The sequence below is a fragment of the Campylobacter concisus genome, from assembly GCF_002914005.1.
Lineage (GTDB): Bacteria > Campylobacterota > Campylobacteria > Campylobacterales > Campylobacteraceae > Campylobacter_A > Campylobacter_A concisus_N.
The window spans coordinates 39,534-60,488 of sequence record NZ_POZU01000036.1; the positions used below are offsets into that span (position 1 = coordinate 39,534).

A 20,955-nucleotide genomic window follows, 5' to 3' on the forward strand; every position below is an offset into this window, starting at 1 on the left:
TAATGTGGGATTATATCTAAAAAAGATTAAAATTTAGTTTCTATTGGGAGAGGCTTTGGCTTCTTTGCTATCTGGATAACCGACTTTTAAAGCCTTATAAAATCTATTTGCACTTTGCGTATCACCTATCTTATCAAAGCTTATAGCTGTGTGATATAGAAGTTTTGGTGTATAGTCAGCCTTATCTTCGTCCTGTATGCTTTTTTTGTAGTATTGTATAGCTGTGCTGTATGATTTTTGACTGTAAGCAACTTCACCTAAATAATAATTTGTTGCACCAGTTTTATAGCCTTTTTTATTTAAATATTCAAAATATTCAGCTGCTTCTGTGCTATTGCCAGAATTTAAAAGTTTAATGCCATCAGCCAAAATATCTTTATCGCTTTTTCCACTAAAATTTGAAGTTGGCTTATTTTGTTGTTTTGGATTTGCATTTTGCTTTGGTTGAGCAGCATTTTTATCCATTATCGCGCCTAATTTATTTAAGGCAGCAGTAATATTTTTATAGTTTTTGTCTTGTATATCTCTAGTTTCATCAACATAAGCCTTCAGTGATGTCAAACTTACACCAGAATCACTTATGCCTCCATTTACCTTCGTCTCTATATCATTTATTCTTTGCTCAAGCTTATTCATTCTAGCACTCATGCTCTCAATCAAGCTTTGCAAACCTTGAAGTTGTTCTAAAACACTATTCATATTCTCTTCAATATTTTGAACACTTCGCTTATTGTTTAAGGTAACTTTTTCATTGTCAGTTAGACCATATGGATTCACACTATCCATATTGCCTGCATCAAAAGCTGAAATCTCTTGGCCGGAGGTAATAGAGATAGTGGCTCCAATCAGAGCCACTATAATTGATTTTTTGTTCATTATTATTTAATTATAAATTATGGAAGTACTTTGAAATCTGCACGTCTATTTTGAGCATCGCAAGCTTTTGTTTTATCTGTGCAAACTGGATTGCTTTCGCCAAAGCTAACTACAGCGATTCTATCAGCACTAACGCCATTTCTTACAAGAGCATCTTTAGCACTTTTAGCACGTTTTAAACCAAGAGCATAGTTATACTCATCTGTACCCCACTCATCGCAGTTACCTTCTACTTTTATAGAAAGAGCTTGGGCGTCAGCTTGGTTGAATACTGATGCATTTGAGCTAACAACACCTTGTTGATCAGCTTTTATGTTAAATTTATCAAAGTCGAAGTATACACTTTTAACTTGACTCTCGATATTAGCAATAAGAGCTGCTAATCTATCAGCATCGCTCATGCTACCTGAATTATCTGCAGATTGATTTGAATTTGAATTCATATCAACTTCAGGGTTTTTTGAGCTACAACCGCTCAACAATAAAGTTGCAACTGCAACACTTGCTAGAACTACTTTTTTCATTCCTTATCCTTTTTTAGAAATTTGGTCGAATTATATCACAAAAATTTTAAATTTTATCAGAATCTTACCAATCTATAGATTGAATTTTTCCTACTTTTAAAGGAAACTGAAAACTTCTGTTTTCATTTAGCCTAACAACCCCTAGTGAACTTTGACCACCAAGCTCTTTTATAAAGACGACACTTTGCCCATCGCTTGAGAATCTTGGATAGTTATTTTTGCCATTTGCTGTAAGCTGGCGTATAAAATCCGTTTGAGTTGAAATTAGATATATATTAAAACTACCGCTTGCTTCCCTGCTTGAATAAACAACATAATTTTCAAATGTACTTACAGAGTTATTATTTTTACCATGAAATACCATTTGTTCAACGCTTCCGCCAGAAATCGCAGGAGTTGCAAAAACGTTGGGATAACCAAGCCTATCTGATACAAAAACTATCTTACTATCATTATCTACAAAATTTCCATTTACATCTATACCTGGATAATTGGTAATCTGCGTCAAACTTTTACTATTTGTATTATAGATAAAAATATCTGGCTGATCTTTTGGTGCCATGGTTAATAAAATTTTACTTCCATCTTTACTAACATCTGAGGCTATAAGCATGCCAATGCTATCAATTATCTTTGTTTTTGTGCCAGAATTTAGATCATATCTAAATAAAGTTGGCTTATTATTTATGTAAGATGTATAATAAAATTTACTTTGATCGGCTCCAGCCCATTTTGGGAAAATGTTTAGACCGCCACTTACTATGGTCTTTTGATATGTAAGTGTATAATCAGCAACTATGATAGAGCTTTGGCGAGCTGAAGTATATTTTGAAAGAATAATAAATTTTTCCATCCAGCCAACTGGTGGTAAATTTAGTTCATTAGTAAGCTCAACTATACTTTTATGCGCCAAAAACGGATACTTTGCGCCATCTGGCATAGTATAAACCTTCTCATATCTTGTAGTTGCTGTTTTAGCGTTTATCAGTTTTACTCTTAAAGTAAGAGGCGAGCCCATAGAGCCTTCAAGTGCATATCTAAAGATAAGCTCGACGCCTTTATCACTCATTGTATTAGTAGTCGCATCCCCTTCATAGGTAGAAGGCACATGGTCTTCGATTACTTCAAAATCGGAACTAACCTTTAGATCTCCTAGCATGATTTTAAAGAATTTGTCTTTAAAACCCATATCGCTAACAGCAGTTGTTGCATCTTGCAAAGCTATCTTTGGCAAGGCAATACCTTGATTTACAACAGATATGGTTGCATCAGCAGCATAAAGCCCTAGAGCAACACATAAAAAAAGAAAAATTTTCTTCATCTCTACTCCATAATTTTATAAATTTTAGTTTATTTTATCTTCTAAATTTAAATTAAAAGTAGTGCTTTTGTCTGGATTGAATGGAAATTTCTCCGTTGTAAGTTTTTCTAAGCACTCTCTTACTTTTGCGTTAAATTCTTCATTATATGATAGCTCTAAAATTTCATAGCTAAAATTTCCGCTCTGATCTATCATAACTTTAACTTTAGCTAAATTTGCAGAGTCGGCCTTATAGCTTTGCCATCTTCTTTCTATTTGTTTTGTTATCTCACCAAATAATTTATCATAAGTACCTGTCATTTGCGATTTTGGAGCAGTTGGATTTTGATCTATCTTTAAACTCTTTATTATATCACTAGCTTCTTTTGCGGCTTTTGAACTAGAAGCTTCGCTTTTTTTACGGCTTTGCACTTTACTTTCGGCCTTTTTTATACCATCATCTTTTTTAAGTTTCGTAGAATCTATGTCACTAAAGAGGTCTTTTATATTTGGCTCTTTTGGTTTTGGCTTTTCAACTGGTTTTGGTGTAGGCTTAGGCTCAGGTTTTGGCTCTGGCTTAACATCTTCTTTGGGTTCTTCACTTGGTTTTAAAATTTCTGGTTTTGGTTCTGGCTTTTTAGGCTCAGGTTTTGGTTCCTCTTTTGGAGGAGTTGGTAAGCTTGGGGTAGGTAATGGTTCATCTGGTACAACAGGCTTATTTGTAGTCTCTTGCTTATCTTCTTCAGACTCCTTTTTAGGTTCAGGCTTTGTCTCTTTAACTACTTCATCTGCTTGTTTTGGAGCTTTAATGGTTTGATCAACCTCTCTATCAACCATAACCACATCCATAATAGCATCTTTATCATCAGTATATTTTTTAGGAGGTTCTACAAAAAAAGTAAGCTTTATAAACAAAACAAGTATAATAATAACGTAAATACAAGATGCTACAAGAAACGAACTAAGCGTTGGAAATTTAACTTTATTTGACATTTTAACCGTTTGTCTCTAAAGCTACTTTATTAAAACCAGCACCTTTCAAAGTCTTTAATACAAACATAACATCATCGTATTTTAAATTTTTATCAGCTTTTATATAGATAGGCGAGGTTTTATCGTATTTTGTACTCATTAATGCGATATTATCGGGAAACTCAGCAAGGCTCATAGTGCTTTGATCAACTCTAACTTGTCCTTGTGAATTTATAGATACTATAAGGTCTTTTTGCTTAGATGTTGAAGTTTTCGCCTTTGAACCATCCGGAAGAGTAATATCCTCTTGATATGTTATAGTTGGCATAGTAACCATTAAAATGGCTAGCAAAACAAGCATAATATCAACAAGAGGAGTTATATTTAGCTCTGGTGTCTCATCGGTAAATTTAACGGCCATTTATAGTATCTCATCATCTTTTTTAAGTGCTATCATTACATCAGCCTGACGCTCAATAACACTCATTAATTCATAAGCTTTTCTTTTTATGAGTAAGTTAAATGTATATGCTGGGATGGCAACAAAAATTCCGCAACCAGTTGCAACAAGTGCCTCTGAAATAGCTGGAGCGATAATACCAAGTGATGAACCTCCGCCATTTCCAAGCTGTGAAAATGTCTCTAAAATAGAAACAACGGTTCCAAAAAGACCGATAAAAGGCGAAGTAGATGCTATTACACTTAGCCACGTTAGTCCACTTGTAGCATTTTTCTCGGCTATACTTATACATACGTTTAGTTTTTCTCTTGAGATTCTTCCATTTGCACATTTTCTCAAAGACGAATCATTTGGAATATTTTTAGCACCCATAAGCAGTGCTTCAAGTGCATTTTGCTCACGTTTTTGCCAAGCTCCAATACCAGCCATTCTTGAAAAAAGAATTGTGAAACTAACTATAAAATATATTGACAGCCAAGTTAAAACAATAATTGTAATAAAACTACTTCTTTGAATGTAATTTAAAAATAAATCTATACCGCCCACTTATCTAGTTCTCACTACATTTTCCATTTTAGATATAGTTGCTGCAAAAGCATTTGTATCACTGCTCATGCTCTCTATCAAATTTCTAGCAGCTTCCAATGAATTTGCAAGCTCACTTTCACTATCACCAGAGACGTAAACCGCACCGTCAGCAAGTATTACTACCTTACCTTCGTCAATCTTTGCATAGCCCCAGTTAATCGCAACAACATCATGTTTTTTATTTTTATGTTCTATATCTATAATACCTGCTTTTAAAAGAGATATTAATGAGGCATGGTTTGGTAAAACACCAAACTCACCCTCGCTACCTGGAAGCACTACACTGCTCACGTCATCATTAAATATCTGACCTTGAGGAGTTACGATCTCTAAATGTAATTTATCCATTACGCTTCCTTTTTAAATTTAAGCCTTAAGTTTCTCAGCTTTAGCTAAAGCCTCATCTATATTTCCAACCATATAAAATGCTGCTTCTGGTAAGTGATCATATTTACCCTCTAAAATTCCCTTAAAGCCAGCTATATTTTCGTCAAGACTTACATATTTACCAGGGCTACCTGTAAATACTTCAGCAACGAAGAATGGCTGAGATAAAAATCTCTCTATCTTTCTTGCTCTATCAACTGTTAGCTTATCTTCTTCGCTAAGCTCATCCATACCAAGGATCGCAATGATATCTTGAAGATCTTTATATTTTTGGAGCACAGCTTGAACGCCACGAGCTACCTTATAGTGATCTGCTCCTAAAATTTGAGGATCGAGCATTCTTGATGTTGAATCAAGCGGATCAACAGCTGGATAAATACCTTTTTCCGCAATAGATCTATTAAGAACTGTTGTGGCATCAAGGTGCGCAAAAACAGTTGCAGGAGCTGGGTCTGTAAGGTCGTCCGCAGGAACGTAAACGGCTTGAACAGAAGTGATTGAACCTTTTTTAGTTGATGTAATTCTCTCTTGGAATTTACCCATCTCACTTGCAAGAGTTGGCTGGTAACCAACAGCTGATGGAATACGTCCAAGTAGAGCTGACATCTCTGCACCTGATTGAGAGAAACGGAAGATATTATCGATAAACATCAAAACGTCAAGTCCCATCTCATCACGGAAATACTCAGCCATTGTAAGACCAGTTAGCGCGATACGGTTTCTTGCTCCTGGTGGCTCATTCATTTGACCATAACACAAGGCAACTTTATCCAAAACGTTACTTTCCTTCATTTCGTGATAAAGGTCATTTCCTTCACGAGTTCTCTCACCAACACCAGCGAATACAGAATAACCGCTGTGTTTAAACGCAACGTTATGGATAAGCTCCATAATAATAACCGTTTTACCAACACCAGCACCACCAAATAGACCTACTTTACCGCCCTTTGCATAAGGAGCTAGAAGGTCGACTACCTTGATACCAGTTTCAAAAATTTCACTTTTTGTACTTTGCTCTTCAAATGGAGGAGGATCGCGGTGAATAGACCAATGCTTATCAAAATTTATACCCTCGCCCTCGTCGATCAAATCACCAACTACGTTAAAAATTCTACCTAGAACTTTTTCACCAACTGGAACACTAATAGGCGCACCAAGTGCTTTAGCCTCTAAGCCACGAGTCAAGCCCTCACTCATATCCATAGCAATAGTTCTGACTCTATTATCGCCTAGGTGAGCAGCAACTTCTAATATTAGTTTATGTTTCTTGCCCTCAACCTCAAATAAAACTTCGATAGCTTCATTGATCTTCGGCAAGTAGTCATTAAAGTCAACATCGACCACAGGGCCCATAACTTGACTAATAACACCCTTCATTCATACTCCTTTTATTTCATTGATTCAACACCACTGATGATCTCAATAAGCTCAGTGGTAATAGACTCTTGTCTTGCTTTATTGTAAGCAAGATTTAACTGTTTGACGCGTTGTTTAGCATTGTTTGTTGCATTATCCATAGCTTGCATTCTAGCGCTGTGCTCAGCCGCTAAAGAGTCAACTAAAGCATAATACATACTATACTCAAAATATTTATTAAGCAATTCATCCATAATCTTAGTATAGTTGTCCTCTGGTTCAAATTCCATCAAAGAATTTGTCTCAACAGCAACTATCTTAGACGGCTCAATAGGCACAATATCATTTACTCTAATCTCTTGAGAAATCATATTTTTATAACCATTGTGTATTAGCACGACTTTATCAGTTATGCCGTTTGTAAAGTCATCGATGGCATCTTTTATGATTTTTTGAGCTTTTTCATATGTAGGAGAAGAGCTAGCTCCGACGTAAGTCTCAAGTAGTTCAACGCCTTGAAAATTGAAAAATTCTATACCTTTTTTACCAACAGCTCTTAGTCTGACCTTGATCTTTTTGGCTTTTAGCTCATCAATCATGCGCCTAACTGTCTTTATAGTTTGGACATTAAAGCCACCGCAAAGCCCTTTATCAGCGGTAACAAATATAATATCAACCTTTTCTACACTCTTTGTTGTGTTAAAAAATTTACTCTCAGTCATAACTGATGCATATTGATTGATCTTATAAGCTATCTCCGATAAAACCTCATTGATCTTAAGTGCGTAAACTCTAGAGTATCGAGCAGCCTCTTCGGCTTTGCGAAGCTTTGCTGTTGAGACAAGCTTCATCGCACGCGTCGTCTTTTGAGTATTCTGGACGCTCTTAATCTTTCGTTTTATATCTTTTAAATTTGACATATCTTAGCCCTAGTTAGCGGCAAAAGTCGCTTTAAAATCTTTCAACGCTTTATGTAAAATTTCTTCTACTTCTTTATCAAGAACCTTTTTAGTTCTGATTTGCTCAAAAATTTCAGGGTATTTCGCCTCTATATATGGATATAGCTCAGCCTCAAATTTTGTTACATTTGCAGTTGCAACATCATCCAAATAGCCCTTAGCGCCAGCAAATATGATAACTACTTGATTCTCAACTGGAAGTGGAGAATATGGAGGTTGCTTTAGTACTTCAACCATCTTTTGACCACGCTCTAGTTGTTTTCTTGAGCTCTCGTCAAGGTCGCTTGCAAATTGAGCAAACGCTTGTAGTTCGCGGTATTGAGCAAGGTCTAGTCTTAGTGTACCAGAAACTTGTTTAATAGCTTTTATTTGAGCCGCACCACCAACACGAGATACAGAAAGACCAACGTTGATCGCTGGACGGATACCTGAGTTAAATAAGTCGCTCTCAAGGAAAATTTGACCATCTGTAATAGAAATAACGTTTGTTGGAATATAAGCTGAAACGTCGCCCGCTTGAGTCTCAATAATAGGTAGAGCTGTCAAAGATCCAGCGCCTAGCGCGTCATTTAGCTTACTTGCTCTTTCTAGAAGTCTTGAGTGAAGGTAGAAAACGTCGCCCGGATAAGCTTCACGGCCTGGCGGTCTTCTTAAGATCAAAGACATCTCACGGTAAGCAACCGCGTGTTTTGACAAGTCATCATAGATGATTAATGCGTGGCGAGAGTTATCTCTAAAGTATTCACCCATTGTTACGCCAGCGTATGGTGCAAGGTATTGAAGCGCAGCTGCGTCACTAGCACCAGCATTTACAACTATTGTGTAGTCCATAGCGCCATATTCTTCAAGTTTTTTAACGACTTGAGCAACGGTTGATTTTTTTTGACCGATAGCTACATAGATACAAATGACATCTTGACCTTTTTGGTTGATGATAGTATCGATAGCAACTGTTGTTTTACCAGTTTGGCGATCGCCGATTATTAGTTCTCTTTGTCCTCTACCGATTGGTACAAGTGCGTCGATAGCTTTGATACCTGTTTGAAGTGGCTCATGAACGCTTTTTCTTGCCATGATACCTTTTGCTTTTTCTTCGACGAAGCGAGATTCAGTAGCTTCGATTGGACCTTTTGCGTCGATTGGCTCACCGAGTGAATTTACAACACGGCCGATCAATGCGTCGCCAACTGGCACACGTAGAAGTTTTTTAAGTCTTTTTACAGAGCTTCCTTCTGTGATACCGCTAGTTTTTCCAAGGATAACTATACCAACACTGCTATCTTCAAGGTTAAGAGCCATACCCTTTTCGCCGCTTTCAAACTCAACCATCTCACCAGCCATAACGTTTTTCAAACCATAAACGTTAGCAACGCCATCAGCGACTGAGATGACTTTACCGGTCTCTTCTACATCAACACTTAAATCAAAATTTTCAATACGCTCTTTGATTATCGTGCTAATTTCGTCAGCTTTAATTTTTGCACTCACGCTTTCACTCCTTTTTAAATTGCTTTTAATATATATTCACTCATTTGACTTTTTAGTCTGTCGATAGAGAAATTTACCTCGACACCTAAATCGTCTAACTCAACTTTTACACCGTTGTAATTGCTCTTTGAGCCATCAAGCTTGATCTTAGAGTTAAATTTCTTAGAGAAATTCTCTTCCAAAGCTTTTAGCTGCTCAGCGCTTAGATCAAAATTTCCAACAACTTCGCCGCGATATGTATTTTCAAGCAGAGATTGCTCTATCTTCATCTCATCTAGTATCGCAGGTATAAGCTCTAGTCTTTTGTTTGCACCAAGAAGCTTTATAAAATTTGCAAATTTAACATCTTGATTTTTAACCAAAGATAGTACAAATTCAACCTTTTGTGAAGCCTTTAATGTTGGCAAACTTATAATGCTTTTAAATTTATCGCTAGCAAAAGCAGCGGCTAGCTCTGATAAATTTTCAACAAATACATTAAGTTCATTAGACTTTACGTCGCTTAAGATCGCTTTTACGTATTTTTTAGCTACTACTTCATTCATTAGCTAACCTTTTTAAGTATGATATTTACAAGCTCTTTTTGATCGACTTTTAGGCTATCGCTTGAGAAAATGTCGCTCAAAATTTCATTTACAACGCCTTTTGTCATCTTGCGCTCTTCAAATTCTTTTTGCTCTTTGTAGCCTTTTTCGATATTTGCGATATCGTTTTGAGCCTCTTTTTTAACTTTAGCAGCTAAATTTACAGCCTCTTTTTTCGCAGTTTCGATTAGAGCATTTGCATTTTGCTTAGCCTCTTCTACACGCTTTAAAACGTCATCTTTTTTAGCTTTTGACTCACGAAGCTTCTCTTGGATACTCTCAAGCTTATTTGCGATCCTGTCGATCCTACTTTGATAAAGAGCTTTTAGTGGCTTAGCAGCAAAATAGACCAAAATAGCAAAAAAAAGTAAGAAGTTTAGCGTTCTCTCGACTATGTCGTAGTTTGTTCCACCATGCTCGCTAGCGTATGCTAGAAATGGAATTGCTAGAAAAAATAAAATTTTTATCTTCATAAATTTCCTTTAAATTTTAGAGAGCTTAGCGTTTAAAGCTGCTCTAAGCTCAGGTAGTTTAGCTGATAGATCTGCCTTTAAGTTATCTTTCTGGGAGTTTAGAGCATTTAAAAATTCATTGTAATCAGCCTCTAAACTAGTTTTTACAGCATTTACTTCTTTTAAAGACTCCTCTTTTGCCAAATTTAAGGCTTCTTGCCTTATTTTATTGGCCTCAGTCCTTGCGTTTAATATAATCTCTTCAATCTCTTTTTCATGAACACTTAGATCACTTGCATTTTTACTAGCACTCTCTTCATCATTTTTTATAGAGGCATTTCTGTCATCTATAAATTTGAGCATTGGCTTATAAAGCAAGGAATTCAAAATAGCGATCAATACTAAGAAAACGATAGCCGTTAAAAGCATCAATGGCACATCTATTTCTAACATCCACTCTCCTTATTTTATCATTAAGTTTTATTTAATATTCAAATTAAAGTCTGATTTTACAATAAATTACTAAAAATAAAAATAAATTTGTAATTCTATTTTAGCCTAGCAATAAATTCTTCCACCTGTGAAATATTATTAAATTCTAAAACTAGATTGCTAGATTTTACTTTTGTCTTTATCTTTAAATTTTTAAAAATTTCTTGTAAATTTGATAATTTTTTGCTCATTTCCTCAGAAATTTTTGGCTTTTTGTCTTTTATCTCTTCCTTATTTTTTATCTTTTTTACTAAAATTTCTGTGTCTCTAACGCTTAGCTTTTGACCGATGATCGTATCAACAACCATTTTTTCTTCTTCAGTACTAAGCCCAACTATAACTTTAGCGTGACCTTGCGTTAGCTTATCTTCTTGTAAAAGTTTTTGCGTATAGTCGCTAAGAAGCAAAAGCCTCATCGTATTTGTTATTTGTGTTCTACTTTTATGAATGATATTTGCCAAGCCATCTTGTGTAATCTTATACTCATTTATGAGCTCTTTATACGACTTTGCAAGTTCGATTGGATTTAAATTTTCACGTTGGATATTTTCAATAAGTGCAAGCTCTCTTAAATTTTGAGATTTGATATCAGCGATGATTGCCTTTATCTTGCTTGCTCCAAGCATCTTTGTAGCGCGGTATCTGCGCTCACCAGCTATTAACATATAACCATCATCTTTTTTGATGACGATTATTGGCTGGATCAATCCGTGTCTTTTGATGCTGGCACTTAGCTCTTTTAAAGCCTCTTCATCAAAATGCGTTCTAGGCTGGTATGGGTTTGGTAAAATTTCATCTATATTTATCTCTTCGACCATCTCAGAGTCATTTAAATTTGCGATCTCTTTACTGTAGGCTTGCTCTACATCTTCAAGTATCGCACTAAGTCCTCGCCCTAATCCACCTTTTTTAGCCATTTTTTTCCTTATTTTTTAGTTTAAAATACAATATGCCAAATTTTGATACGCAATTGAGCCTGGTGATTTTATATCATAAAGTATCACTGGCTTGCCAAAACTTGGGCTTTCAGCAAGTTTCACATTTCTTGGAACGACCACAAATTCCTCTTTGCCGTCCTTACTCTTAAAGAGCTTATTTTCAAAATGCTGCTTTAAATTTGCAATTGTCTCTTTTGAGAGATTGTTTTGTGAGCTAAACATAGTCGGTAAAAAGCCCTTTATGTTAAGCTTTGGATTTATCGTTTTTTTGATGATCTTAACCGTATTTAAAATTTGAGCTAAGCCCTCAAGTGCGTAAAATTCACATTGAATCGGAATAATAACACTATCACTTGCACTAAGAGCATTTATCGTAATGCTACCAAGTGCTGGAGGACTATCGATGATGATAAAATCATAGTCGTTTACAACTTCTGAAATTTTATTTTTAAGGATTAGTTTATAATCCTTATTTTGATCGTTAAATTCTTGCTCAATACCGACAAGTCCGATATTTGATGGAGCTAAAAAAAGTGTTGGGATCTCAGTTTTTAATACAATTTGCGAGAGCTTTTTTCTATCTGTTAAGACGTGATAGATGTTAAACTCATAGTCACTTCTGCTAAAACCGAGTCCAGTTGTCGCGTTTGCCTGTGGATCGATATCTATTAATAATACTTTTTTCTCAGCAACCGCCAGTGATGCGGCTAAATTTACGGCTGTTGTGGTCTTGCCAACGCCGCCTTTTTGATTAGCTATTGTTATTATCTCGCTCATCTTAACGAATATACCTTTTCCCCATTTAGTAAGATCGCTCCATCATCGCAAATTTCAGCATCCTGAAGCGAAACAGCTCTATTTGCAATATGCGTAATAAAACTTTTTGACTTGCAAAAGTCTATCCTAAATTTGCTAAAAATTGGCTTCCATAAAATCTTTTTATCAAGCATACTAATAAAGCCCCAAACTAGCTCATCTACGCTAGTTTTTATATCCAAAATGCCCGCGTTTTCAGGCGCGCTAGCTAAATTTATCCCCATGCCACAAATGTAAATTTCATCTACTTTATTTGTTAAAGTGCCACCTATCTTGCGCTCGTCCACATAAAAGTCATTTGGCCATTTTAACCAGCACTTTGAGCCAAGTTCGCTCAAGACTTCACGCATCAACATAGAAAAATATATCGAGATCGAGGGCGGAGGTATGTCGCTTGGTAGCTCATCTTCGCTTATACAAAATGACATAAACAAATTTCCGCCAAGCCCCTCCCAGCTGTTACCGCGACTACCGATGCCTTTGGTTTGATTATACGTCACAACCATATACGGAGCTTTTATCTCGCCGTTTTTTAGGGCCTCTATCAAAAATTCCTGTGTCGAAGGCAGACTTTGAAAAAACTCTACTTTCAAATCACAACTTAAATTTATAGAAGTGATTTACCGGATTTTGTCCACCGCCGATGATAACCGCGTTTTTGATAGCGTTAAAGATATAATCATGCGCATTTTTTACGCTCTCTTTTAGGTTTTGGCCATTTGCTAAATTCGAAGCGATCGCGCTTGATAGTGAGCAGCCTGAGCCGTGTGTCGCAGTCGTTTTTATGCGCTCGTCGCTAACAAATTCATACTCGCTGCCATCATAAAATATATCAAGCGACTTGCCATTAAGTTCGCCACATTTTAGATAGACGCTTTTTGTACCAAATTTCAAAAGCTCCTTGCAAGCCTCTTTTAGCTCGCTCTCGCCCTTTAGCTCATGCTTTAAAATTTCGCGCGCTTCAAAGATATTTGGCGTGATCACACTCGCAAGTGGAAATAGCTCCTCCACGATCGCGTCTTTTGCAGCGCCCTCTAGCCAGATGTCGCCATTTTTACAGCTCATAACAGGATCGAGCACGACTGGTGGTAAATTTTTGATCTCTCTTAGCGTTTTTGCGACGCTTTTGATGATCTCAACGCTTGGGACAACGCCTATTTTTATCACATCAACTCTTATATCATCAAATATCGCCTTGATCTGATCCTCGATGAGCTTTGGTTCAACTAGCTGCATGCCAAATATACCTTTTGTATTTTGAGCAGTGACCGCCGTAATCGCTCCCATCGCATATACGCCGTGCGCTATAAAGACCTTTATATCAGCTAAAACTCCGGCTCCACCGCTTGGATCAACCCCTGCTATACTTAGTGCATTTTTCATAACCGCTCCTTTAAATTTATTTTAATTCATCGCCAACGCTAAGGCGCTTACCATTTATATATGCTTTTGCGTTTGTTGGCTTTTTGCTTGGCTCTTGAAGCTCATAAATTTTAACCGCCCCACCCTTGCAAGCAACCACAACGTGGTCTTTTTCTACGCTTAAAATTTCTCCACTTTTACCACTTTTTTTACTTAACTCAAGCGATAAAATTTTTAGCCCGCTTGCCAAATAAAGCCCCGGCCAAGGTGTGAGCGCACGAAATTTATTATAAATTTGCCCCGCATCTTCATCAAAGCTAAAAAGCCCGTCGCTCTTGCTTATCTTTTTGCAGTGCGAAGACTCTGCGTCATTTTGCTTTTGTGGCTTTAAATTTTCAAAATTTTTAAGTACTTTTACGATTAGCTCACCGCCAAGCTCGCCTAGCTCACTAAAAAGCTCGCTTGACATCTTACTCTCGCAAGGCGTGTATATGAAGTCCAGCATATCGCCAGTGTCAAGCCCAGCGTCCATTAGCATAGCTGTGACGCCAGTTTGCTTTTCGCCTGCTAAGATCGCGCTTTGTATAGGGCTTGCGCCTCTATATTTTGGCAAGATTGAAGCGTGTAAATTTATACAAGTTGCCACCTCAAGCACGCTCCCAGGCAAAATTTTACCATAAGCTGCCACTACGATAAATTTAGGTTCAAATGCCTTTAGCTCGGCAATAACCGCCTCATCTTTTAGCGTATTTGGTGTAAGGACTGGCACGCCTGCTAACTCATTTTGTGTGTAAATTTTCACCTCGCTTGGGGTTAAAATTTGCTTTCTACCAACTGGCTTATCAGGCTGGGTAAAGACTGCTTTTATATTAAAGCCAGCCTCTTTTAGGTGCCTAAGTATCCTAACGGCATAATCGGGCGTCCCCATAAAAACTACATTCATCACTTTCCTTTAAATTTCAACGACTTTTATTTTGATCTACGTTTTTACTGCCAGTCAGCCAAGAGGCGCATGGATCTTCTTGCCAGTCAATCTTTTGAAATATCAAACTTCCTAGCTCATTAATGCTAACTTTGCCACTACGATCAAGATCCAGCCTCTTAAATTCCTCACTAGTGCATAGATCTGGTGCTATTTTTAGCGCTGATGGCACTTTGCAGGACGTCCACTCATCTAAATTTAGCATGCCGTCACGATCTATGTCATTGTAATCCAAAAACATATATGCCGGATCCGCTGGATCACAGCTATATGCGCTAAAGTAAAATAGTATAATGCAAAAAATTTTCTTCATTTTATGTTCTTAAATTTCTATGCTCAAAGCGCCAAAAAGTCGCAACTCAAAGCTCTTTTTTAAGTAGCTCAAGCAGTGCAAATTTAAGCTCGTCGATGTTCTCGTTTGTCGCTGATGAGATCGGCAAAATAAAATATGGCTTTAAATGATCAAAGCTTAGTAAATCTTGTTTGTAGATAAATTTACCGTTTTGCTCTGGTTTTAGCTTTAAAAATTTCATAAATTCTTTTATATTTTCATCTAAATTTTCCGCCGCATCGACTCTGGTGATAGCGATAGCATAGTCCCTGCTGGCAAGCACACTTGAAAATTTAGCGACTTCTTCTTTTAGCACACTAAACTGCTCGCTCATACCTCTATAGTTTGCTCCATCTATCATAAAAAGTAAAATTTTATTTCGCTCGATATGCTTTAGAAATTTAACGCCCAAACCGCGTCCATCACTCGCTCCCTCGATGATACCAGGGATGTCAGCCATGACAAAGCCACTAAACTCATCGACCTCAACAAGGCCAAGCTTTGGCGTAAGCGTCGTAAATTCGTAGTTTGCGATCTGCGGTTTGGCATTTGATACTGTTGAAATAAGCGTTGATTTACCGACATTTGGAAAGCCCACCAAACCAACATCAGCGATGAGCTTTAACTCGAGCCTTACTTCAATGCTCTCTTCAGGCATGCCTTTTTGTGCGTATTCTGGAGCTTGATTGATAGAGCTTTTAAAGTGGAAATTTCCGAGTCCGCCTTTGCCGCCCTTTAAAAATAGTGTCTTTTGACCCTCGCTAACTATATCGCAGAGCAGCTCATTTGTCTGTGCATCATAAACAGCTGTGCCAGGAGGGACTATGAGTTCTAAATTTTCGCCCTTTTTGCCAGTCATTCGCTTGCCCATGCCAGCTTCACCATTACCAGCTTTCATGGCTCTTTTACCCTTATAATTTGCTAAAGTATGTGTATTGTTATCACAAACAAAATAAACGTCTCCGCCATCTCCGCCATCTCCGCCATCAGGACCACCTAAAATGACGTGTTTTTCACGGCGAAAACTCACAGCTCCAGCTCCACCATGCCCCGAACTTAGAGTCAATCTTGCACTATCTATAAACATTTTTTACCTTAAATTTTTTATTTGGATTATATCCAACTTTACTGAAATTAAATCGTGATATCTTGTCTAAAATAAAGCAAAGATAATCAGTATGAAGCCTAAAATATAAAGTTATGGTTGATTTAAAATTTCTCTTAAATAGCTATTTAAAAAATTCTAAACACTAAATAAAAATTTTGATTTTTGAATAATTTCAAGAAAGAAAGGGGCGATTGCCCCTGAGATTATGCAGCTGGATAAACAGATACTTTTTTTCTGTTTTTATCAAGTCTTTCAAATTTTACAAAGCCATCGACTAATGCAAAAATAGTGTGATCTTTGCCAAGACCTACGTTATTTCCAGCATGAGTTGCTGTTCCTCTTTGGCGGATGATTATATTTCCAGCACGAACGAACTCGCCACCAAATTTCTTAACACCTAATCGGCGTCCGATACTATCACGGTTATTTTGGGTTGAACCTTGACCTTTTTTGTGTGCCATATCTTATCTCCTTAAGCTGCGATACTTACGACTTTTACACGTGTAAATTGTCTTCTAAAGCCGCGTTTTAGTTTTGAGTCTTTACGTCTGCGTTTTTTGTAGATAACTACTTTTTTGTCTTTGCCTTCATTAACGACCTCAAGAACAACTTTTGCACCCTTTACAAATGGCGCACCTACCTTTACTTCGCCGTCATTTACAGCTAAAACTTCTGTAATCTCAACGGTTGATTTAGCTTCAGCACTAAAGTGATCTAGCTTAAGGTACTCGCCCTCGCTAACACGATATTGCTTACCGCCATGCTTAAATATAGCGTATTTTGACATACTCTACCTTTCTAAAATTTGGTAAGACCAAAAAGCACTTTTTTGCAAAAGATTTATGGAGCTTTATTGGTTGTAAGGTGTGAATATTAGCCAAAAGTTTATAAATTCTACTTTAATGCCCCTGATCTTATGATCTCGTCGGCTAAATTTCTTATCATAGATGTATGGTCTAAGAAAAATGTTTTGTCATTTGGCAAATGTGGCTGATATATCAGTGTCTTGGCTACTGGCACACTTAAGATCACATTTATCAGTTCAAGCTCGGGTGGAAAAGTAAAATAGAGTTTTGGCTTAGGAATTTCATTTTGAAAGAGCCTTTGTGTGTAAAATTTACTGAAATTTTCATTTTTTGGTAGCTTTATCTCTTTAAAGAGCTCAAGCGGTAAAAAGTAGCGCGCCAGGGCATGAAGTCCGTGTGCGAAAATATAAAGTCTTTTTTCAAATTTAGGCGCATCTGTCCTGCCAAATGTGGAGCAAAATTTCTGCAAATGCTCGCTCATAGCGGCCGTATCTTTTTCATGCAAGGCTAGCATAAATTTAACCGCCTCTCTTTCGTTTGATGGCTTTTTTGACTGCGCAAAAGCGTGAGCTTTTTCTAGAGTCTGGGCAAGTAAATTTTCATCCTGCCAAAGCATCGCCGTGAGCAAATCGTGCATCACGCATAGAAATTTATAGCCATTTTTGCTAGGTGACAGGCCTTTTGGAAAGATCCGTATCATACCATCTGTGTCACCGCAAGCGATAGCAAAAAACCCCGGTATGAGCCTCTCACACTGATCGTATCCACCGCTACATCCTGGGAGTAAATTTAGCTTAGCGTATTGAAAGATGAGATCATTTAGTGCCTCGGCATCGCCATCAGCTAGGCACTTTTCAAGATAAGAGTTGTAGTCTCTAGCTCTTGAAAAAGAGAGTAATCGTATGAGCTCACATAAAAAGTCGTATTCGTTTAAATTTTTCTCTTTTATTTGGGCGTAAATACTTGCGTACTCGTCTAAAAGTAGCTCTTCGTTGCTTTTTGGTGGTTTCTTGGTTTTGAAAATGTTAAATAAGCCTTCTAAAAATGACATTTTGTGTCTCCTTATTTTTGATAATTTTAGCCAAAAACGCCTAATTTTCCACGTGCAAAAGGTGGCTTTAGCGGATAGTTTAACCGCATTTTGGCTATAATCGCCCCAAATTTAAGCACCCTTAGGATAAAGATGGCAGGCGAAGATCAGGAAAAAACCGAAGAAGCGACCCCCAAAAAGATAGAAGATGCAAAAAAGGATGGTAACGTCCCCAAAAGTCAGGACCTAGCTGGGTTCGTGACCCTTGTCATCGCTATTGGCGTACTACTTGCGATGCTAAATTTCATGAAAGAACAGATCATCTCACTTTATATCTACTACTCAAAATTTATCGGTCAGCCACTGACCTTGCCAACTGTAAAAATGATCGTTGTAAATACCTTTGCAAGGTCGCTTCTTATGATACTTCCAGTTTGTATCTGTGTGGCGATCGCTGGTGTCATCGCAAATGTAATGCAGTTTGGATTTATCTTTACCACAAAGCCTATAATGCCAAATTTTGGCAAGATAAACCCGCTAAAGGGACTAAAAAATTTATTCTCGATGAAAAAAGTGATAGACAGCATTAAAATCGTGCTAAAAGTTAGCATCGTCTTTGGTGTTGGATTTTATTTTTTCTTGCAGTTTATCAAAGAGCTGCCACACACGCTCTTTTTTTCTATGTTTGATCAGCTTGCTTGGCTAAAAGAAAAGCTCATCATTCTTGTTAGTGTCATGCTTTTTATCCTTTTTGTGATCGGACTTATCGACCTTCTTATCGTGCGTTTTCAATACTTTAAAGACCTTCGTATGAGCAAGCAAGAGATAAAAGATGAGTATAAGCAAATGGAAGGAGATCCGCAAGTGAAGGGTAGAATTCGTCAAGCACAAATGCGTGCAGCCAAGCGTCGAATGATGCAAAATATCCCACAAGCTGACGTAGTCATCACAAACCCTACTCACTACGCCGTGGCGATAAGATATGATAAAAGTCGCGACGAGGCGCCGATAATACTTGCCAAAGGTGTTGATTTTTTAGCACTGCAAATCAAAAAAATAGCCGTTGAAAATGGTGTGCAAATTTATGAAAATCCACCACTCGCAAGAGAGCTTTATAAAATTTGTGAAGTCGATGATACGATACCAGCACATCTTTTTAGAGCCGTAGCCGAGGTGCTAAGCTTCGTTTATATGAGCAATAAACAAAAATTTAAAGATAAGCTTTGATAAATTCTACTCTTGCCACTAGAAATTACTAGCAGCAAGAGAATTTATCTATTATAGATATCCAAAAGCAGTTGCAAAAATATAGCCAAATATACAAGAGGATATAACACCAATAAGACCCGGAATGATAAAGCTGTGATTGATAACAAATTTACCAATATGTGTCGTACCGCTTCTATCAAACTGAATAGCTGCAAGGTCGCTTGGATATGTTGGTAGGATGTAGTATCCGTAGCAAGCTGGTGCAAAAGCTAGAATGATAGCAGGATTAACATCGATATTTAATGCTAATGGCACAAACGCAACCAAGGCTGCAGCTTGAGAATTTACAAATTTTGAGATAATCAAAAGCATAACCGCATAAGTCCAAGGGTGCTCTTTTACGATGCTTCCTAGCGCCTCTTTCATCATAGGAGTGTGCACTGCAAACATAGTCTCAGCCATCCAAGAGATACCAAAAACTGCAACAAGAGCGATCATACCTGATCTAAATATCTCGTTTTTGCCGATCTTGCTAGCATCTGTTGGTGTAAAGATTAAGATGATAGCGCCAGTTAAAAGCATGAAAATTTGGATAACATGAACCATGCTTAGGCTCTTTGAAGACGCTTGTTTGTTACTTATATTGATGTAAGTACCTTGGAATTCTTCTTTTGCGCCTTTTTCATTTATATATGTTACTGCGCCATCAGCCGTGCGAGTAAGAGTTTGATTTGCATCTTTTCCGATGATTTTGACTGATTGAGCTTTTTGATTAGCATTTAGCTTATCGTTTGCTACTTTTAGCTCAGCCGCCTCTGTTTGGATGCTAGCATCTTTTATTTTTAAGGTTTTTAAGACTTTTTGCTCAGTTGGTAGGTTGGCTATTACTTGAACGACTGTTGCATCTTTGTAAGTAGTCCAGCTTGGACGAAGATCTTTAAAATATCCAAGAAGCGCAACTACAAGGATAGAGCCTAAAAATATCCACATCGCAGCCCATTGATAGCCAGGAAGCTTTTTGCCTAAAAGTGTCGCACTATCGCCATAAACATATTTTTTAAACTCAGGATCTTGAAGCTTTGCTTGAAATACTTCGTCTTTATCAAGATCTTTACCTCTAAACCAGCTAAAAATTCCTACCGCTAAAACACCGCAAAATGTTGATGGAATCGTAATCTTTAAAAGATCTAAATATCCATCAAAGCCAGCTAGGTGAGTTTTAGCATTAATAAGAAAGCTTGTAAGAGTTACAACAGCAACTGAAACTGGACTTGCGATGATACCCATTTGTGAGGCTATCGAGCTTGCTGCCATTGGACGCTCTGGACGGATACCATTTTTGATAGCAATGTCATAAACGATAGGAAGCACAGTATAAACAACGTGTCCAGTACCGCATAAAATAGTAAGCGTACATGTTACAAATGGAGCCAAGATACTTACATATTTTGGATTTTTTCTAAGTATGGTTTCTGCTATTTGAAGCATAACATCAAGGCCGCCGCTAGCTTGAAGCGTAGCACTTGCCACAACGACAGCAAGGATAGTTAGCATAACATCAATAGCTGGCTTACCAGGCTCGATGTTAAATCCAAAAACAAGAACTATAAGACCGATACCACCTAGCATACCAAGTGCGATACCGCCTTTTTTAGCTCCGTAGAACAAACAGATAAGGACGATGAGAAGCTGGATAGCAAACTGCATGCCTTCGCTTAAATTCATGAGAAAATCCATGAAACCTCCTAAGTTAATATAAATTTAATCAAGATTATATCTCTTATGGATTTAGATTAAACTTATATTTTAAGGATAATTTGATACAAATATAACATTTTGATTAAGAAGGCTTATTTAGGATAAAATTTATAAGATTATCTCTTGCAAAAATTTATTTGATTTTGAAGATTTTATTTGTCTTAGAATATATAAAAA

Annotated in this window: 25 protein-coding genes; 1 reads left to right on the forward strand and 24 read right to left on the reverse strand. The window is 37.2% G+C overall.

Features of this window, described 5'->3' with window-relative positions:
* Positions 1–33: 33 nt before the first annotated feature.
* From CYP54_RS03840 to CYP54_RS03950, 23 genes are all read right to left on the reverse strand, one after another.
* Positions 34–876, reverse strand: a complete 843-nt coding sequence (locus CYP54_RS03840; RefSeq protein WP_103604264.1) for a tetratricopeptide repeat protein — start codon at positions 874–876, stop codon at positions 34–36.
* Positions 877–893: 17 nt separating this feature from the next.
* The gene (locus CYP54_RS03845) at positions 894–1,400 is read right to left on the reverse strand and encodes an OmpA family protein (RefSeq protein WP_021090913.1); all 507 of its coding nucleotides are present in this window, start codon (positions 1,398–1,400) and stop codon (positions 894–896) included.
* Between the two features lie 64 nt (positions 1,401–1,464).
* Positions 1,465–2,721 carry a Tol-Pal system protein TolB gene (gene tolB, locus CYP54_RS03850; protein ID WP_103604265.1) on the reverse strand — a complete coding sequence of 419 codons (1,257 nt, stop codon included), beginning with the start codon at positions 2,719–2,721 and terminating at the stop codon, positions 1,465–1,467.
* A gap of 24 nt (positions 2,722–2,745) precedes the next feature.
* Positions 2,746–3,693, reverse strand: a complete 948-nt coding sequence (locus CYP54_RS03855; protein WP_087585512.1) for a TonB C-terminal domain-containing protein — start codon at positions 3,691–3,693, stop codon at positions 2,746–2,748.
* 1 nt (position 3,694) lies between these two features.
* On the reverse strand, positions 3,695–4,093 hold the full coding sequence (locus CYP54_RS03860; protein ID WP_021090535.1) for a biopolymer transporter ExbD: 399 nt from the start codon (positions 4,091–4,093) through the stop codon (positions 3,695–3,697).
* The gene (locus tag CYP54_RS03865; RefSeq protein WP_051288435.1) at positions 4,094–4,678 is read right to left on the reverse strand and encodes a MotA/TolQ/ExbB proton channel family protein; all 585 of its coding nucleotides are present in this window, start codon (positions 4,676–4,678) and stop codon (positions 4,094–4,096) included.
* The gene (gene atpC, locus CYP54_RS03870; RefSeq protein ID WP_021090667.1) at positions 4,679–5,068 is read right to left on the reverse strand and encodes an ATP synthase F1 subunit epsilon; all 390 of its coding nucleotides are present in this window, start codon (positions 5,066–5,068) and stop codon (positions 4,679–4,681) included. It lies immediately after the preceding gene.
* Between the two features lie 18 nt (positions 5,069–5,086).
* On the reverse strand, positions 5,087–6,484 hold the full coding sequence (gene atpD / locus CYP54_RS03875) for a F0F1 ATP synthase subunit beta (RefSeq protein WP_103580399.1): 1,398 nt from the start codon (positions 6,482–6,484) through the stop codon (positions 5,087–5,089).
* Positions 6,485–6,495: 11 nt separating this feature from the next.
* Entirely contained in the window at positions 6,496–7,383 is an 888-nt protein-coding gene (atpG, locus tag CYP54_RS03880; RefSeq protein ID WP_002939426.1) for an ATP synthase F1 subunit gamma, read from the reverse strand.
* Between the two features lie 9 nt (positions 7,384–7,392).
* Positions 7,393–8,910 carry a F0F1 ATP synthase subunit alpha gene (atpA, locus tag CYP54_RS03885; protein ID WP_103604266.1) on the reverse strand — a complete coding sequence of 506 codons (1,518 nt, stop codon included), beginning with the start codon at positions 8,908–8,910 and terminating at the stop codon, positions 7,393–7,395.
* A gap of 14 nt (positions 8,911–8,924) precedes the next feature.
* The gene (locus CYP54_RS03890; RefSeq protein WP_103604267.1) at positions 8,925–9,455 is read right to left on the reverse strand and encodes a F0F1 ATP synthase subunit delta; all 531 of its coding nucleotides are present in this window, start codon (positions 9,453–9,455) and stop codon (positions 8,925–8,927) included.
* Positions 9,455–9,967 carry a F0F1 ATP synthase subunit B gene (locus CYP54_RS03895; RefSeq protein ID WP_002939383.1) on the reverse strand — a complete coding sequence of 171 codons (513 nt, stop codon included), beginning with the start codon at positions 9,965–9,967 and terminating at the stop codon, positions 9,455–9,457. The genes CYP54_RS03890 and CYP54_RS03895 overlap by 1 nt, the downstream gene beginning before the upstream one ends.
* A 9-nt stretch (positions 9,968–9,976) precedes the next feature.
* Entirely contained in the window at positions 9,977–10,399 is a 423-nt protein-coding gene (locus tag CYP54_RS03900) for a FoF1 ATP synthase subunit B' (protein ID WP_103604268.1), read from the reverse strand.
* Positions 10,400–10,494: 95 nt separating this feature from the next.
* Positions 10,495–11,355 carry a ParB/RepB/Spo0J family partition protein gene (locus CYP54_RS03905; protein WP_103604269.1) on the reverse strand — a complete coding sequence of 287 codons (861 nt, stop codon included), beginning with the start codon at positions 11,353–11,355 and terminating at the stop codon, positions 10,495–10,497.
* 15 nt (positions 11,356–11,370) lie between these two features.
* The gene (locus tag CYP54_RS03910) at positions 11,371–12,153 is read right to left on the reverse strand and encodes a ParA family protein (protein WP_103604270.1); all 783 of its coding nucleotides are present in this window, start codon (positions 12,151–12,153) and stop codon (positions 11,371–11,373) included.
* Positions 12,150–12,785 (reverse strand): biotin--[acetyl-CoA-carboxylase] ligase, encoded by a 636-nt coding sequence (locus CYP54_RS03915; RefSeq protein ID WP_103604271.1) that lies wholly within the window; start codon positions 12,783–12,785, stop codon positions 12,150–12,152. Before CYP54_RS03915 ends, CYP54_RS03910 begins: the two co-directional genes overlap by 4 nt.
* Before the next feature lies 1 nt (position 12,786).
* Positions 12,787–13,575 (reverse strand): bifunctional hydroxymethylpyrimidine kinase/phosphomethylpyrimidine kinase, encoded by a 789-nt coding sequence (thiD, locus tag CYP54_RS03920; RefSeq protein ID WP_103604272.1) that lies wholly within the window; start codon positions 13,573–13,575, stop codon positions 12,787–12,789.
* A gap of 16 nt (positions 13,576–13,591) precedes the next feature.
* The gene (gene fmt, locus CYP54_RS03925; RefSeq protein ID WP_103604273.1) at positions 13,592–14,497 is read right to left on the reverse strand and encodes a methionyl-tRNA formyltransferase; all 906 of its coding nucleotides are present in this window, start codon (positions 14,495–14,497) and stop codon (positions 13,592–13,594) included.
* Between the two features lie 16 nt (positions 14,498–14,513).
* Complete coding sequence (locus CYP54_RS03930; RefSeq protein ID WP_103604274.1) at positions 14,514–14,849, reverse strand: EF-hand domain-containing protein; 336 nt, start codon at positions 14,847–14,849, stop codon at positions 14,514–14,516.
* A 46-nt stretch (positions 14,850–14,895) separates the two neighbouring features.
* The gene (obgE, locus tag CYP54_RS03935; RefSeq protein WP_103604275.1) at positions 14,896–15,954 is read right to left on the reverse strand and encodes a GTPase ObgE; all 1,059 of its coding nucleotides are present in this window, start codon (positions 15,952–15,954) and stop codon (positions 14,896–14,898) included.
* A gap of 224 nt (positions 15,955–16,178) precedes the next feature.
* A complete protein-coding gene (gene rpmA, locus CYP54_RS03940) occupies positions 16,179–16,436 on the reverse strand; it encodes a 50S ribosomal protein L27 (protein WP_002942569.1) in 258 nt (85 codons plus the stop codon).
* A gap of 11 nt (positions 16,437–16,447) precedes the next feature.
* Complete coding sequence (gene rplU, locus CYP54_RS03945; RefSeq protein WP_021090648.1) at positions 16,448–16,762, reverse strand: 50S ribosomal protein L21; 315 nt, start codon at positions 16,760–16,762, stop codon at positions 16,448–16,450.
* 107 nt (positions 16,763–16,869) lie between these two features.
* Positions 16,870–17,832: a hypothetical protein gene (locus tag CYP54_RS03950; RefSeq protein ID WP_103604276.1), complete on the reverse strand. Its 963-nt coding sequence runs from the start codon at positions 17,830–17,832 to the stop codon at positions 16,870–16,872.
* Between the two features lie 132 nt (positions 17,833–17,964).
* Here CYP54_RS03950 and flhB point away from each other — a divergent pair, with 132 nt between their 5' ends.
* A complete protein-coding gene (flhB, locus tag CYP54_RS03955) occupies positions 17,965–19,038 on the forward strand; it encodes a flagellar biosynthesis protein FlhB (RefSeq protein WP_035167257.1) in 1,074 nt (357 codons plus the stop codon).
* Between the two features lie 51 nt (positions 19,039–19,089).
* On the opposite strand, the gene CYP54_RS03960 is transcribed toward flhB, so the two are convergent.
* Entirely contained in the window at positions 19,090–20,757 is a 1,668-nt protein-coding gene (locus CYP54_RS03960; protein WP_103604277.1) for an anaerobic C4-dicarboxylate transporter, read from the reverse strand.
* Positions 20,758–20,955 lie beyond the last annotated feature (198 nt).